General features: G+C 59.9%; 9 protein-coding genes and 1 pseudogene. 9 read left to right on the plus strand and 1 reads right to left on the minus strand.

All coding sequences use genetic code 11. The features are described from left to right. The first annotated feature begins 616 nt into the window (after nucleotides 1-616). Nucleotides 617-2,956 carry a BspA family leucine-rich repeat surface protein gene (locus OZX57_RS08465; RefSeq protein WP_277162192.1) on the plus strand — a complete coding sequence of 780 codons (2,340 nt, stop codon included), beginning with the start codon at nucleotides 617-619 and terminating at the stop codon, nucleotides 2,954-2,956. 673 nt (nucleotides 2,957-3,629) lie between these two features. Here the strand turns inward: OZX57_RS08465 and OZX57_RS08470 are convergent. Beyond that, nucleotides 3,630-3,938 (minus strand): hypothetical protein, encoded by a 309-nt coding sequence (locus tag OZX57_RS08470; protein ID WP_277162193.1) that lies wholly within the window; start codon nucleotides 3,936-3,938, stop codon nucleotides 3,630-3,632. Nucleotides 3,939-3,944: 6 nt separating this feature from the next. Between OZX57_RS08470 and OZX57_RS08475 the strand changes: the two genes are divergently transcribed. The 8 genes and pseudogenes from OZX57_RS08475 to pknB all read left to right on the plus strand — a co-directional run bounded on the left by OZX57_RS08475 (nucleotide 3,945) and on the right by pknB (nucleotide 16,376). Continuing rightward, a complete protein-coding gene (locus OZX57_RS08475) occupies nucleotides 3,945-6,044 on the plus strand; it encodes a BspA family leucine-rich repeat surface protein (protein WP_277162194.1) in 2,100 nt (699 codons plus the stop codon). Nucleotides 6,045-6,463: 419 nt separating this feature from the next. Next, nucleotides 6,464-7,165, plus strand: coding sequence for a DUF3662 and FHA domain-containing protein (locus tag OZX57_RS08480; RefSeq protein ID WP_277162195.1), 702 nt, complete (start codon nucleotides 6,464-6,466; stop codon nucleotides 7,163-7,165). A gap of 25 nt (nucleotides 7,166-7,190) precedes the next feature. Then, a complete protein-coding gene (locus OZX57_RS08485) occupies nucleotides 7,191-7,754 on the plus strand; it encodes an FHA domain-containing protein (protein WP_277162196.1) in 564 nt (187 codons plus the stop codon). 7 nt (nucleotides 7,755-7,761) lie between these two features. Continuing rightward, nucleotides 7,762-9,840: a Stp1/IreP family PP2C-type Ser/Thr phosphatase gene (locus OZX57_RS08490; RefSeq protein ID WP_277162197.1), complete on the plus strand. Its 2,079-nt coding sequence runs from the start codon at nucleotides 7,762-7,764 to the stop codon at nucleotides 9,838-9,840. Then, nucleotides 9,837-11,381: an FtsW/RodA/SpoVE family cell cycle protein gene (locus tag OZX57_RS08495; protein WP_277162198.1), complete on the plus strand. Its 1,545-nt coding sequence runs from the start codon at nucleotides 9,837-9,839 to the stop codon at nucleotides 11,379-11,381. Before OZX57_RS08490 ends, OZX57_RS08495 begins: the two co-directional genes overlap by 4 nt. Next, the gene (locus OZX57_RS08500; protein ID WP_277162199.1) at nucleotides 11,378-12,847 is read left to right on the plus strand and encodes a penicillin-binding protein 2; all 1,470 of its coding nucleotides are present in this window, start codon (nucleotides 11,378-11,380) and stop codon (nucleotides 12,845-12,847) included. The genes OZX57_RS08495 and OZX57_RS08500 overlap by 4 nt, the downstream gene beginning before the upstream one ends. Next, nucleotides 12,844-13,695: pseudogene (locus tag OZX57_RS08505) on the plus strand (serine/threonine-protein kinase); the annotation flags it as partial. The gene OZX57_RS08500 and the pseudogene OZX57_RS08505, both read left to right, overlap by 4 nt. A gap of 569 nt (nucleotides 13,696-14,264) precedes the next feature. Beyond that, entirely contained in the window at nucleotides 14,265-16,376 is a 2,112-nt protein-coding gene (gene pknB, locus OZX57_RS08510) for a Stk1 family PASTA domain-containing Ser/Thr kinase (protein ID WP_277162200.1), read from the plus strand. The last annotated feature ends 24 nt before the right edge of the window (nucleotides 16,377-16,400 follow it).

Consider the following 16,400-nt stretch of genomic DNA (forward strand, 5'->3'; position numbering starts at 1 on the left):
CTCTTCTCCCTCTTCATTCTGCTTTCACCAGCCCAAGAAAATCCCACTTACATTCACTTCATTTCTCATCGCAAAAATATCCTCGCCTACGTGTTTTGAAAATTGTACGACACGCCGGGAAATGCTTTGACTAAACTACGTATTACAATACGCGAAAATCGATAGAAACGCGATGTTTTAGCGGATTTCAAGCATTTTAAAGTCATTACATAAAAGCAAAAACTGTCATAATCAGAATTAGACAGCGTAAAAAATGTTGTCTATACGAATAATGTTTGACAACGCAGACGAAAACGTGGTTAGGCAATGCATTACATCATTCAATCACGTTGCAGATAAAGGTTGGTTGTTTATGGGTGTTATTGACAGTTTAGTGGCGTTATCATTATGTATTACCTTAGCAATCGGCGCCCCTCCTTCGCTATCTCAGCATGCTGCGGAAGATACCGCCTCGTCAAACGATATTACTCAATCTACAGTAATTAGACAATCATCCTCTAAATCGTCTACCAAATCCAAGCAATCTCAATCCCCATCTGTCCGTTCCGCTTCGCAGGTCACCGCCGACCCGTCCGCAAGCGCAGCACCAGCCACCAGTGAACAGCCATCTGTAGGCATGCGTGGCTCCTGCACGGCCAAGACCGGCACATGGGGCACAGCCACCTGGAACTTCACCGCCGACTGCACACTCACCATCCACACCGGCGACACCCAGACCGTCACCAGCGCCACTACATTCGGCACGGGAACCGGCTATAACAGCCCGGCCACAGCTGGTTCCATAGCCGCCACCGCGACCACGATAATCATCGACGGCAACCTCACCGTCAGCCCTACATCTTCTGTGCCGTCTGGCATATTCCACCACTGGGCCAGTCTGCAGCATTTCCGCATGGCCCCTGGCTCCACCTTCACGCCTGTCGGAGGCGCCGGATACGGGGTGTTCTGGCAGGACACGAACCTGGAATCGGTCGACACCACCGGCTGGGACACCAGCCAGACCACCGACATGATCGGCATGTTCGCCTTCTGTTCCAAACTCGCCAGCCTGGACGTCACCCACTTCAACACCAGCAAGGTGGCAAAGATGTCGCAGATGTTCTACCAATGCTCCAACCTGACCAGCCTGGACGTCAGCCACTTCGACACCAGCCACTGCACCGAGATCATGACCATGTTCGCCTACTGCACGAAACTCGCCTCAATCGACGTCTCAAACTTCGATCTGACTAATGTACGTAAAGGAGATGCTAACGCCATCGCGAACGGATTAGGCGGCAAAATCACGGGCATGTTCATGGGCGACACCAATCTGACCATGCTGGACCTGCGCACGTGGAACACCGACGCACGCCTAGAATTAAACGCGCTATTGCCGGACGGCCTGCGCATGCTGGCCCTCGGCCCCAACACCAAACTCCACCAAAACACGTACAACTTTATATCGCAAAACGCGTTCAGCATGGTCAACCAGGGCATCACGTGGATGCAGGTCAGCAGCTTCGACCCGAACACCGCCACCGTCATCGGCACCGTCGGTACCACGCCCACGCTCGCCACCAGAGCCGTCACCAACCCCGGGGGCTTCTATATGGAACGAAGCACCACGGGCCTCAACCTCGTCGTCGACGCCAACGGAGGGACCGGCTCCTACAGCCAGGAATACAACACCGCCACCATGGGCCAGAGCGTCGACGCCCCCGCCGCGAACAAGCTCACCGGCAACAAGCCGGCCGCCGTGTTCACCGGATGGAACACCAAGCGCGACGGCACCGGCACCCACTACGCGGCCGGCCAGCACATCGCCACACTCGCCAAGGGGCAGTACGTCCCCGAGCAGACCCTCACCCTCTACGCCCAATGGTCCGACGTCACCACACCCACGACCCTCTCGATCGCCTACCGCCATACCACCAACACGGTGGTGGCCACCAGCCCGACACCGGTCCGGGTCTGCATATCGGCCGTGTCCTGCCAGACGTCCGTCGCCAACGGGTCGTCGTGGACCGTGTCGTACTCGCCCGCGGCGTTCACCTCCCAGTTCCCGGTCGGCACGGCCTACTCGCTCACGGCGAGCGGCTACGCCGTCGACCCGGTGACGGGCACGACGGTCAGCAGCAAGACCCCGGCCACGTTCACCGGCACCCTGCCGTGGATGACCGTCACACTCGACGTGGGCGACACCCACGCCTCAGGCACAGTGCCCACGGTCAGCCCGGCGCTCGTCGGCAGCGACGACGGCAAGGCGGACATCAACCTGCCCAAGCTCGCATCCACCGACTCCAACGGACCCTTCTATCTGCACCACTTCCCCGCCGGCTGGAACCACCTCACCGGTCAGACCACGCCCCAGTACGCCACGCCCGGCCTGACCGCCATCCCCACCAGCGACGGGACCACCACCGGCGGGCACACCGCCGTCACCCTCTACCTCGTCTGGAACAACATCGCCACGCCCCTCATCAGCGCAGGGAAGACGCGCCGTTCCGCCGCCACGAACCAGATCACGACCGAAGGCGACGCGGCCCCCTGGACGGGCAGCGACATCCTCAAGGTCTGCATCAAGCCCACCGGGAGCACCATCGCCCCGACCTGCCAGAACGCCACGTGGACGCCCACGAGCGCGGCATGGGACGGCACCACCCGGCACGGCTGGACCGTCACCTTCCCGCGCAGCGCGACCCTCGACAAGCCCGGCAAGTACGACATCACCGCCACGGACACCACCGGCGACACCGTATGGCGCGACCCCGCCGGCACCGCCACCAGCTGGACCGGCCGCTTCAGCAGCGGCGTGTACATCAGCGGCCTCGCCCTCACGGCCATGCCGCTCACCGGCGGCAAACCGCAGCACACGGCCGCAGCCCTCGCCTCCGGGCTCGCCGCGGCACTCATCCTGCTGGCGGCCGTCACCGCCCTGCGCAACCGCAGGCGCCAGGCCCGCCACAGCAGATAACCGATACCCGGGGCGACAAAACGCCCCATCGACCACCGGCGCGGCCGGAGGCCCGAACAACGGGCCGGACCGCCGCGCCGCACACACAGCACTTCCCGCCCGGTAACCAACACCCAAACCAAACCCACCGGACGGGAACATCGGGTGCCGACGCTAATACAAACCCAAACAAACCCGGCGCCGGCACCCACCCACACTTTCAAAATTTCCCTACCGCAAAAATGTCCCCACAATCTGATTTTGAGGACCATTACGACACGCCGATGCAATGCTTTTACTAAGCCGATTTTTATAGCACTCACAAAATTGTCGAAAATGCAATACTTTAGCGGGCTGCGAACATTTTAAAGCCATTACGTAAAAGCAAAAACTGTCAGAACAAGAATTAGACAGCGTAAAAAATGTATGACCAACCGTATAATGTATGACCACAGACTAGGAGATTGGGGTTGGCTCATGCATTACATCAGCCAACCGTTTTGAGAGCAAAAAGGCTGGTTTCTTATGGGTGTTATCAACAATTTAGTGACGTTGTCGTTGTGCATAACTTTAGCAATTAGCACCCCCCGCAATTCCAGCATGTAACTGAAAATGCCGCCTCACCAAATACTGCTGCTCAATCGACAGTAATTAGACAATCATCCTCTAAATCGTCTATCAAGTCTGAGCAATCTCAATCCTCGTCCGTCCGCTCCGCTTCGCAGGTCACCGCCGACCCGTCCGCAAGCACGGCACCAACCACCAGCGAACAACCATCTGTAAGCACGCGCTCTTCCTGCACGGCCAAGACCGGCACATGGGGCACAGCAGACTGGGACTTCACCAGCGACTGCACACTCACCATCCATTCCGGCGACACCCAAACCGTCACCAGCGCCACAGCATTCGGCACGGGGGCGCCTACAACACCCCTGCAACAGCTGGCTCCATAGCCGCCACAGCGACCACGGTGATCATCGACGGCAACCTCACCGTCAGACAATTTTCTATGTTCACCCAGTATGGAATATTCCACGACTGGTCCAATCTGCAACACTTCCGCATGGCCCCCAGCTCCATACTCAAACTCGTCGGGAACATCGGCTATGGGGTGTTCTGGAACGACACAAACCTAGTATCGATCGACACCACCGGCTGGGACACCAGCCAGACCACCGACATGCTCGGCATGTTCGCCAACTGCCCCAAACTCGCCAGCCTCGACGTCACCCACTTCGACACCAGCCAAGTAACACGACTTGAGCGGATGTTCTACGGCTGCTCTGGCCTGACCACCCTAGACGTCAGCCACTTCAACACCAGCCAAGTTCACCAGTTTAAGACCATGTTCTACGGCTGTACGAACCTAGCCGCGATCGATGTGTCCAACTTCGACCTCTCCAATGCCATCAAACTCACCCTCCCATATTATGACGGCAGCATCACGGCGATGTTTGCCGGCGACACGCACCTGAGCACGCTGGATCTGCGCACCTGGAACACCGACGCCCCGATCGAAGTAAACAACCTGCTGCCTCCAAACCTGCGCATGCTGGCCCTCGGCCCCAACACCAAACTCCAACAAGGCAAATACGCCTTCTCGCCTAGCATAAACCAGAACGCATTCGCATCGGTTAATCAGGGCATCACGTGGATGCAGGTCAGCAGCTTCGACCCGAACACCGCCACCGTCATCGGCACCGTCGGCACCACGCCCACCCTCGCCAACAAGGCCGCCACCAACCCTGCGGGCTTCTACATGGACAAGACTGACGTAGGCATGAATCTGGTAGTCGACACAAACGGTGGAACCGGCTCTTACAGCCAGGACTTCGACACCTCGTCCACAGGGCAAATCGTCGATGCGCCTGCAGCCAGTAAGATTACCGGAAACAAACCCAGTGCCGTGTTCGCTGGCTGGAACACCAACCGCGATGGCACCGGCACCGCTTACGCACCTGGACAGCGCATCGCTTCACTGTCTAAAGGCCAATATATCCCGAAGAAAACGGTCACTCTCTACGCCCAATGGACCGACGTCGCAGCCCCGACAACCTTATCAATCGAGTATCACCACACCACCAACACGGTGGTGGCCATCAGCCCGACTCCGGCACGGATTTGCCTATCAACTTCATCTTGCCAAGACGCCGTCGCCAACGGATCATCGTGGACCGTATCTTATTCTCCATCAACATTCACTGCCCAGTACTCCATCGGATCTGCGTACCAACTCAGAGCGAATCGTTATGTAGTCGATACGGCAACGGGAGAGACGGTCATCAGCCAGGCCCCGACCATATTCGTCGGCACCCTGCCATGGATGACCGTCACACTCGCCAAGGGCAGCAGCACGGGCACAGTGCCCACGGTCAGCCCGGCGCTGGTCGGCAGCGACGACGGCAAGGCGGACATCACCCTGCCCAAGCTCGCATCCATCGCCTCCGGCGGAATCCACAACTACCAAGGTTTCATTGCTGGCTGGAGCCACCTCGCGAACCAGGCCACGCCCCAGTACGCCACGCCCGGCCCGACCGCCATCCCCACCAGCGACGGGACCACCACCGGCGGGCACACCACAGTCACCCTCTACCCCGTCTGGACCACCGTCGCCAAGCCCGTCTTCACCGCGGGGAAGACGCGCCGCTCCGCCGCCACCAACCAGATCACGACCGAAGGCGACGCGGCACCCTGGACGAGCAGCGACACCCTCAAGGTCTGCATCAGCCCCTTCGGAAGCACCAGCACCCAGACCTGTCAGAACGCCACATGGACGCCCACGAGCGCGGCATGGGACGGCACCACCCGGCACGGCTGGACCGTCACCTTCCCGCGCAGCGCGACCCTCGACAAGCCCGGCACCTACCTAATCATCGCCACGATCACCACCGGCGACACCGTATGGCGCGACCCCGCCGGCACCGTCCACGTGGACACCATCTACTACGCGCATATCGACGGCCTGGCCCTCACGGCCATGCCGCTCACCGGCGGCAAGCCGCAGCACACGGCCGCGGCCCTCGCCTCCGGACTGGGCATAGCCCTCATCCTGCTCGCGGCCGCCACCGCCCTGCGCAACCGCAGACGCCAGGCCCGCCACAGCAGATAAACCACAAAAACCGGCGCGGCCGGAGGCCCGAACAACGGGCCGGACCCCGCGCCACATACAACACTTCCCGCCCGGTAACCAACACCCAAACCAAACCCACCGGACGGGAACATCGGGTGCCGACGCTAATACAAACCCAAACAAACCCGGCGCCGGCACCCACCCACACCTACCGCTTTGCCAATGTCGCACAAAGCATTACAAATATAAGTTCTTGGTATCGACGAATTGCATATGGACGCCACTTTTGTCACACTGCAAAGCCGCGGTAAGCCCCTGCAGCAATCAGCAAACCCGAACCAACACCACGTCGGTACCCATCTGCATTCCCACAATGAAGAAATTGCACGGATTAGGGGTAAATTCGCAACTCGTTTGCGGCCTCGCGTAAGATGGTGACTGATAAGAAAGGGGCTACGATGAGCGTTTTTGATCGTTTTGAGAAAAGCGTTGAGGGAGCCGTGAACGGTGTCTTCTCGAAATTCGGTTCGAAAGACCTTCAGCCGGTCGACCTCTCCAGCGCACTCGAACGCGAGATCGACAACGAGGCCATGCCGGTCGGTCGCGACCGCACCGTTGCCCCGAACGAATACCGCTTCAAGCTGAGCACACCCGATTTCGATCGTATCGAGCAATGGGGCAGCGAGACCTTGGCTAACGAGCTTGCCGACAATCTCACCCAATACGCCAAAAGCCAGCACTACGCTTTCGTCGGCCCTGTCGTCGTGATCTTTGAGGAAGACCTGGACCTGAGCAAGGGCAACTTCAAGCTCACCAGCGAATCCGTGCAGGGCAACGCCGTTCCTGTAACCACCGAGAATCAGTCGCAAGACAGCCCGATGCTCGAGATCAATGGCAACCAATACCTCCTCACCAAAGACAAGACCATCGTTGGCCGTGGCTCCGGTTGCGACATCGTCATCGACGATCCAGGCATCTCGCGCAACCACCTCGAAATCGACATCACGCCGAACGGCACCATCGCTCGCGATCTGGGCTCCACCAATGGGACCTACGTGGAGGGGCACCAAGTGCCGGCGGCGACCCTGCTCGACGGCAACACCATCACCATCGGCCGCACCCGCATCCTCTATTGGGCTTCGTCGCAGGATCAGGACTAACGGCCAGACGCCAGGTACATCGCCAATGATCACCGAACTTACCTTTGCGATTCTTAAGTATGGCTTCCTCGCCCTGCTTTGGATTTTCGTATGGCTTGCGGTCCGCTCGCTGAAGCGCGACGTCGATACGCTGAGCCCGCACAAATCGTGGTCGCACCGCAAGAGTGCCCGCCGCGCGCGCAAGGCCGCCGAATCCAACCCGATGCCCGCCATGGCAAACGCTCCCGTAGTCACGTCGCATCGCGGCAACCCCGGTATGCAGATGGGTAACGCCGGCGGACGCGGCGCCAACGCCAAACCGACGCTGCTAACCATCATCGACGGTCCGCTCGCCGGTTCCTCCGTACCGTTAAGCAACGGCACCATTACTCTCGGCCGCTCCAGTTCCAACACCGTCGTGCTCGACGACGAATTCGTCTCCTCGCAGCACGCTCGCGTCTATGCCGACCCCGCCTCCGGCTCCTGGGCCATCGAAGACCTCGGCAGCACCAACGGCACCATCGTCAATCATCGTCGTATCACCTCGCCCGTGGTCCTGCCCGCACGCGTACCGGTGCGCATCGGCGCCACAACGTTCGAATTGAGGTGATCGCTATATGCCAGAAACCTCAGATTCTTCATTGACACCGAACGAACTCAGCAATCCGAACGATTCCAACATGCCACCTTCAATTCCGGTAACGGCAAACGAGACCGATGGCTTCTCTTCAGATGCGTCTTCTACGTCTTCTGCACTTTCTACGTCTTCTGTATCTTCTGAGCCTTCCAATGACGGTGCGGCCGATAACCAAACGACTGATACAACGGCTTCGGAAGCAACAGACCAGGCCGAAGTAAGCAGCACGGTGCATATTCCCAGCCACAGCCTGGGCGAGCGACCACAGCAACGACTTTTCCTTTATTCCACCACGGTTTCCGACGTGGGCACGGTACGCAGCAATAACCAGGATTCCTCGTTCGCCGGCGAGCACCTCGTCGCCATCTGCGACGGCATGGGTGGCCACGCGGGCGGCGATACAGCCTCGACCATCGCCATTCGTTCCCTAGCCCATATCGAGCAGAGTGGCGCAAAAAACGACGTCGCCTCCATCGCTTCGATGATGGAAACCAGCGTGATGGCAGCCCATGACGCGATTGTGGGCAAGGCAAAACGCGAGCGCACGTTGGCCGGCATGGGCACGACGGTGACAGCCGTGGCGCTCGTCGAAGGTCATTGGGTGGTCACGCACATCGGCGACTCGCGCGCCTACCTGCTGCGCGACGGCAAAATCCGCCGCATGACGCAGGACCACAGCTACGTCCAACATCTGATCGACACCGGCCGCATCACCGAGGCCGAAGCCCGCAACCACCCGCAGCGCAATGTCGTGATGCGGGTGCTCGGCGATTTCGACATCGACCCGCACCCCGACATCGCGGTCTTCCACGCGCAGCCCGGCGATCGCTGGCTGCTATGCTCCGATGGCCTTTCCGGAGTTCTTGAAGACGATACACTCGAACAGATGCTTGCCAGCGTCTCCGACGAAGAGGAATGCGCCCAGCAGCTGGTCGCCATGGCACTGAAGGCCGGCAGCACCGACAACGTCACGGCCGTTATCGCCGATGCCACGCTCGCGCTCGACGCCGATTCCTTCGACCTTCCCCACCAGACGCCGCTTGTCGGCGGGGCCGCGAGTTCGAACCTCGAAGCCATCGCAGACATTATCAAGGAGCCCGTCGCCTCTTCGCCCGCGCTGCGGTTGGGCAAACAGTCGCCCGCGCAGCGTGCCGCCGCCTTGACCCACGCCGAAAACAACGCCAAGGCAAACGGAGGTTCGCCGGATGCAAACGGCCAACCTCTCTCCTCGAAGTCCGGCTCATCTGAGGCAGGTCAGAAACAGGAAGCCTCCGCCTCATCCGATCCAGGAGATACCGGCAATGTCGTCCACGTGGCCCAGCCCTCGGCAGTGCGAGACGAAGAGGACAACAAGGCCAATATGGACACCGGCGAGATTCCGGTGATCACCAAGAAAGACGGCCGACTTTCCGCCGATCCCAACGATCCGGAAGTGGCGCGGGCCATCCGTCGCGAACATCAACGCCACCGCAAGAACGAGCGCCGCAAGCGCAACCGCGGCCGTATAGCGGTTATTGTCGCTTTCATCGTGGCCGTAGCTGCCGTGCTCGGTGTTGGGTTCGGGGCCTATCGCTGGAGCCAAACGAAATATTACATCGGTACTAGCGGTGGGTCTGTGGCCGTCTACCAAGGCGTCAACACCAATCTGTTTGGCGCGCAACTGTCCCACAAGGTCGAATCCACCGATATCAAGCTTTCCGATCTGCCGCAATCCTGGAGGGACGAGCTGAACCAAGGCATTACCGTGGATTCGTTCGACCAAGCCAAGAGCCATGTCGCGATGATCAAGAAAGAGGCCAAAACCCTCGATAAGTCCAAATCCAAGGACAAGAGCACACCGTTGCCATGGGCGGAGCAGGAATCCTCAGGCAGCTCCGGAGCGGGTGACTCGAACGGTACGAATAACTCAAGCGCCTCGAACGACGTCGAGCCTAGTACTCCCAACAACTCAGGCAATGAAAGCGCCGATCTCAACGGTGCCAGCCCCACCGCGACCTCAGCGGCAGCTGCCGCAACTCAAGCAACCACTGTCGCCGGTATAAAGGCGGCGAGCGCATGATCGCCACCCGTTTCCGTCAGATAGGTCTGCTGCTGCTCGCCATCGCGATCAGTGGCATTGCCTTTTTCCAGCTCTTCGCCCGCGTCTACAGTGGCTTCCCCGCCAAGTATGTCATCATTCTCTTAGTGGTGGCGGCACTGTTCATCGTGCTCTGGGCGCTGCTGCTGAAATTCAAGCCCTACGCCAGCCAGGAAATTCTGCCGTGCGTGATGCTGTTGACGGCCATCGGCACAATGATGATTGCACGCATCGATTACGACAAGAAGACCACCGTGGCCTTCCGCCAGCTGGTCTGGGTATGCATCGCCTTGGTGCTGACCTGTATTTTCATCGTTGCCCTGCGCGATTACCGCGTTCTGCGGCGCTTCTCGTATGTCAGCATGGTGGTGGGCCTGGTACTGCTGCTCTCCCCCATGATTCCGGGCCTCGGCAAGGAAATCGGCGGCGCACGCATCTGGATCGGTTTCGGCTCGCACACCTTGCAGCCGGGCGAATTCGCCAAGCTATTCCTCGCTTTCTTCTTTGCGGCCTACCTCTTCAACCACCGCGACCAGCTGGCCGTCGGCGGTAAGAAAGTAGCCGGTCTGCAGCTTCCGCGCGTCAAAGACATGGGCCCGCTGATCATTGTCTGGCTCGCTGCTATTGGCGTACTGGTGGTTCAGCATGATCTCGGCACCTCGCTGATGTTCTTCGCCATGTTCGTCTCCATGCTTTACGTCGCTACCGGCCGTGGCAGCTGGCTCATCATCGGCGGCATTGCCTTCGTTGTTGCAGCGGTCTTCTCGGTCAAGCTCTTCGCACACGTCGGCTATCGCGTCGACGGTTGGCTTCATCCCTTCGATGCCGCGGTTTACAACCGCCAATACGGCAGTTCTTACCAGTTGGTCACGGGTATCTTTGGCCTGGCTTCCGGCGGCTTGCTAGGCACCGGCATCGGGCAGGGCCACCCAGGGCTCACTCCGCTGGGCAATTCCGATTTCATCTACTCCTCCCTCGGCGAGGAGCTCGGTTTGGCCGGTTTGATGGCCATCCTGATGCTGTACCTCATCATCATCACCTCCGGCTTACTCACGGCGATGAAAATCAAGGACGGCTTTGGCAAGCTGCTGGCCAGCGGCCTCGTTTTCACCATGGCGTTCCAGGTCTTCACCGTGGTCGGCGGCCTCACCTTGGTCATCCCGATGACCGGTCTGACAATGCCGTATATGGCGGCAGGCGGCTCATCGCTCGTGGCCAATTATCTGCTCGCAGCCCTGCTCATTGTCATCTCGAACGAGGCCAACAAGCCTGAACCGGAGGGTGAGCTTTCAAATACGATGCAATACGAGGCGATGGAAGCGCTGAATGAGCGCAATGCCCAAAAGAAGCGCAACGAGGCCCGTCATTCACGTTCCCGGTCGCTTGCTCGCTCGACTAACGCGAGCGATGCGAATGAGGAACCGGCAACGTCGAGCTTCCCTGTATCCACGCCTACAGAACAGCCTCGGTCGGCCTCGTCATCGGCCGGTGTCACGGTCAATTCTGAAGGAGGCGAACGATGAACAAATATCTGCGTCAGATTTTCACCGCCGTCATCGTCCTCTTCGCGATTCTCGGGCTTTCCAGCACCATGATCACGGCCATCGACGCCAACAAGCTCAACAACGACCCGCGCAACCAGCGCGGCCTCTACCACGAATTCAACGCCCCGCGCGGCTCGATTCTGGCCTCGGACGGCACGGTAATGGCCAAATCCGACCCGGTGAACGACCCGTTCGCCTATCAGCGTTCCTATTCCAACGGCACGCTTTACGCGCCTGTTACCGGATATTTCTCTATCAGTCAGCGCGCCGACCGTGGCATCGAGAACTCGCGCAACAAACTTCTGACCGGCGAATCCAACCAGCTTTTCTGGCAGCAATTTAAGTCGCTGTTTACCGGATCGGCCAACAAGGGCGCTTCCATTGAAACGTCCATCGACCCGAAGTTGCAACGCGTCGCCTACGACCAGTTGAACGGCAAAAGTGGCGCCGCCGTAGCCTTCGAGCCCAAGACCGGCCGTATTCTGGCGATGGTGTCGACCCCGAGCTACGACCCGAACGTGCTGGCCAGCCACGACACCACGAAGGTCAACCAGGAGTATTCCAAGCTCACCGGCGACAAGTCCAACCCGATGCTCAACCGTGCCGTTTCCGAGCTCTACCCGCCAGGGTCCAGCTTCAAGACGGTCGTGGCCACGGCGGCCTTGGAAAGCGGCAAATATCAGCCGGATACACGTATCCCGGCAGGCGCAAGCTATACGTTGCCCAACACCAACACGAAACTGACCAACCAATCAAGCGCGGCCAACGGAGGTGCAGACGGCCAGATTTCGTTCGAGGACGCGTTGGCCTACTCCTCCAATACGGCGTTCGCCCAACTCGGCGGCGCGCTCGGAGCACAGGCTATCCAAGACACGGCCAAGAAGTTCGGCTTCGGTTCCTCCATCCCCATCGATGGGTCGAATTCGACAGGCGACCCGATGCAGGCCATCGCCTCGAAATTCCCGGACAACCCGACTCCCGACCGCCTTGCGCTGGCATCGATTGGCCAGGGCGACACCCAGGAGACACCTTTGCAGAACGCTATGATCGCCTCGGCCATCGCCAACGGGGGGACGCTTATGCGCCCAACGCTGGTCGACCGCGTGCGTTCCAGCGACCTCACAGTGATTTCAACCACCAGCCCAAGCGCGATGAGCCAGCCGATGAGCAAAGACACCGCGAACAAATTAACGGAAATGATGAAAGCAGTAATTACCAAAGAAAATCCCAACCTGGCCATTCCAGGCGTATCCGTCGCCGCTAAAACCGGCACCGCGCAAATCGGCGCGGGCAACCAAAGCAACGACGGCTGGATCATGGGCTTTGCTCCCGCAGACGACCCGAAAATCGCCGTTGCCGTGGTCGTTCATAATACCAACCAAGCAGGCAGTGACGCGGCTGGGCCGATTATGAAGGCGATGATGAGGGAGGCACTGGGCAAATGAAGCTCGTTGAGGGTCAACTGATTCACAACCGATACCGCCTCGACCGCCGGCTTGCACAAGGCGGAATGGGCGAGGTCTGGAAGGGCTACGACATCCAGCTCAATCGCGTTGTCGCCATCAAGGCGCTGCGCGGCGACCTGACCGACGTGGAGGCCAAGCGGCGCAGGTTGCGCATAGAGGCTCACAATTCTGCCGATCTGGCCCATCCGAACATCGCTGCGTTGTTCGATTACTACGAGCACGACGGCATCGGCTTTTTGATCATGGAGTACGTCGACAGCGAGTCGCTGGCCGATATGTACCACGAAAACGGCGCGGTCGATCCGCTTCATCTGCTGCCGATCCTGGTGCAGGTGGCGCGTGGTCTCTATGTCGCGCATTCGCACGGTGTCATCCACCGCGATGTGAAACCCGCCAATATCATGGTCTCCAAGGACGGCGAGGTGAAGATCACCGATTTCGGCGTCTCCTATTCCACCAACCAGGCGCAGATCACGCAGGACGGCATGGTGGTGGGCACCGCACAATACATTTCGCCGGAGCAGGCGCAGGGCAAGAAGGCCACGCCACAGTCCGACATCTATTCGCTGGGTGTGGTGGCTTACGAAGGCTTGTGCGGGCATCGCCCGTTCACCGGCGCCACGCCCGTCGACATCGCCGCCGCGCACGTCAATGACGCGGTACCCCCGCTGCCAGACACGGTCGACGTACAGCTGGCCCAGTTCGTGATGTCGATGCTTTCCAAAGACCCACGTGACCGGCCAAAGGACGCGCTGGTCGTCTCCCGCACGCTTTCGCACATCGAACGCCGGCTGATGGATCAGCAGGCCGCGCTGGACGACACCACAATGGTTTCGCGTGACGGACGTATCGCACGACGGGTCGTCAGCGCCCCGTATTCGGCAGACGGACGCGTGGCCGGCGGCAACGCTTTGGCGCTCCGCCCGCAGCAGCCATCGCTTCCTGAACCCACATCCGAACCTGAACCTCAATCCGATGACAAGCCTGCCGACAACACCGGCAAAGCCCTCATCGTCAGCAGCACCGAGATCGTCAGCATTGGCAACTACACGAATGCCGGCGACACTGCCTTCAACGGCACAGAGCCTGTCACCGGAACCGGGGAAACCGACAGCACCGAACACGTCGATAACCCTGACGAGAGCAATGCCACCACCGAAGCCAGCAACGTTGACGACAGCGTTCTCACAACCGACTCATCCAAGTCGTCCATTGAATCCGACGACAACGATACGACCACCAGCACTGCAACCAGCGGCTATGCACCGGAAGTGCAAGCCGCATTGGACACCATGACGGCGACCGTCCATGCCATACAAGACATCGGAACGCCCAACAACTTAACCCAAGACAATGCCGGCGAAGTGGAAACTACGCGCAACCGGAAGGAGCAGCAATGAGCACCAATATGCCAACATCCCTGGCAGACGGCCGTTATCAGCTGGGGCAACTCATCGGCCGAGGCGGTATGGCCGAGGTCCATATCGCACAGGACACGCGTCTGGGGCGCGTTGTGGCGGTCAAGATCATGCGTTCCGATATGGCCAACGACGATATCTTCCTGAAGCGCTTCGCTCGTGAGGCGCACTCCGTTGCGCAGATGAACAACGTCAACATCGTCAACATCTACGATTCCGGCGAAGAAGCAATCACCACCGAAGACGGCAACACCGAGCGCGTGCCATACATCGTCATGGAGTACGTGAAGGGCCAGACCCTGCGCGATATCATCAAGGCGAACGGCCCGCTGAGCCAGCGCGATGCCGAACAGGTGATGCTCGGCGTCTTGAACGCGCTCGATTACTCGCACCGCATGGGCATTATCCACCGCGATATCAAGCCCGGCAACATCATGATCAGCGAGCAGGGCATGGTCAAGGTCATGGACTTCGGCATCGCCCGCGCGCTCGACGATTCCGTGGCCACGATGACCCAGTCACAGGGTGTGGTGGGCACCGCGCAGTACCTCTCTCCCGAGCAGGCCCGCGGCGAAACCGTCGACATGCGTTCCGACCTCTATTCGGCCGGCTGCGTGCTCTACGAAATGCTCACCGGACGCCCTCCATTCCAGGGCGATTCGGCCGTGGCCATCGCCTATCAGCACGTTTCTGAAGTGGCCACCCCGCCCAGCACGCTCGTGCCCGGCCTGCCCAAGATGTGGGATCAGATCTGTGCCAAGGCCATGGCCAAGGACCGGCAAAACCGCTACGCAACGGCCGCCGAGTTCCGCAACGATATCCTCACTTACATGAACGGCGGCGTCCCGGTGGCGGCAGCGTTCAACCCGCTCACCGATCTTGCCAACATGAAGGAACGCAAGCAGGCCGAGCAAACCGCGGCAACAGAGGCGATGAACCCCGTCGAGACCACTGCTACGCAGGCCTTTGACCCGCTCACCGGCACGTACGGCGACGCGGCGGCAACGCAGCTTGAACCTGCCGGCAACACCGCACTCAAGTCCCGTGCCGAAAAAGCCGCAGCAGATAAGGCTCGTAAGAAAAAGAAAATCATCATCGGCTCAGTCATCGGTGCCATTGTGGCCATTCTGGCCATCGCTGGCATCGCTTTCGGCGTCACACATATGAAGAAGACCGAGATGGTCACCGTCCCGACCTTCACCTCTACGACCACGCAGGCGCGGGCCGAGGAACAACTCGATGAAGTCGGCCTAAAGATGAAGGTAAAGCAGGACACCGATTCGAGCGAGCCCCAGGGCACATTCACCAAGCAGTCTCCCAAGGGCGGCGCAAAGGCCGCCAAAGGTTCGACTGTTGATGTCTGGTTCTCCGCTGGCCCGCAATCCGGCCAGGTGCCCGATGTAAAGGGCAAGTCGCAGGAAGAAGCGCGTAAGGTGCTTGAGAAGGCCGGTTTCAAGGTCGCACCCACTGCGCAAACCGAAGACAGCAACGACGTGGCGAAGGATATGGTCACGCGCACCGATCCGGCAGCCGGTTCTTCTACCGACAAAGGCACTTCGTTGATGCTTTATATCTCTTCAGGCGTGGCCAAGGTGCCCGATGTCACCGGCCAGCAGCAGGATCAAGCGCTCAACCAACTCAAGGCATTCACCGTCGTCGTACAGCAAGAGACTTCCGACGATGTGGCTCAAGGCCTGGTAACACGCACCAACCCGGGTGCTGGCGCCAGCCTCGCACAAAAGGGCAATATCACCGTCTACGTCTCGCAGGGTAAGCCAAAGGTCACCGTGCCAAACACTATCTCGCTCGGCACCACGACCCTGGCACAAGCCCGTGGCATGCTGCAGGGCTTCACCGTCAGTGTCACCGAAGGCAATCCGAGCGACGACAACGCCATCGTTACGGGAATGTCGCCTTCTCCTGGCCAGCAGGTGGACAAGGGCAGCACCATCACCCTGAGCACCAAGGCTCCCGCCCCGTCTCCCACGACCACAGGCGGCTCAGGTTCCACGTCCGGCTCAACAGGCACCACTACCGGTGGCGCCACCGGCACGACCTCTGGCGGGACTACTACTCCACAAGCCCACTAATTCGTCAGACGACGCTATACGGCA

The organism is Bifidobacterium sp. ESL0682, from assembly GCF_029392815.1.
Lineage (GTDB): Bacteria > Actinomycetota > Actinomycetes > Actinomycetales > Bifidobacteriaceae > Bifidobacterium.

Excerpts from the sequence above, each read along its gene's own strand:
- OZX57_RS08480 (WP_277162195.1), top strand. The coding sequence starts at position 6,464 with ATGAGCGTTTTTGATCGTTTTGAGAAAAGCGTTGAGGGAGCCGTGAAC.
- OZX57_RS08495 (WP_277162198.1), top strand. The coding sequence starts at position 9,837 with ATGATCGCCACCCGTTTCCGTCAGATAGGTCTGCTGCTGCTCGCCATC.
- OZX57_RS08465 (WP_277162192.1), top strand. The coding sequence starts at position 617 with ATGCGTGGCTCCTGCACGGCCAAGACCGGCACATGGGGCACAGCCACC.
- OZX57_RS08490 (WP_277162197.1), top strand. The coding sequence starts at position 7,762 with ATGCCAGAAACCTCAGATTCTTCATTGACACCGAACGAACTCAGCAAT.
- OZX57_RS08475 (WP_277162194.1), top strand. The coding sequence starts at position 3,945 with ATGTTCACCCAGTATGGAATATTCCACGACTGGTCCAATCTGCAACAC.
- pknB (WP_277162200.1), top strand. The coding sequence starts at position 14,265 with ATGAGCACCAATATGCCAACATCCCTGGCAGACGGCCGTTATCAGCTG.
- OZX57_RS08500 (WP_277162199.1), top strand. The coding sequence starts at position 11,378 with ATGAACAAATATCTGCGTCAGATTTTCACCGCCGTCATCGTCCTCTTC.
- OZX57_RS08485 (WP_277162196.1), top strand. The coding sequence starts at position 7,191 with ATGATCACCGAACTTACCTTTGCGATTCTTAAGTATGGCTTCCTCGCC.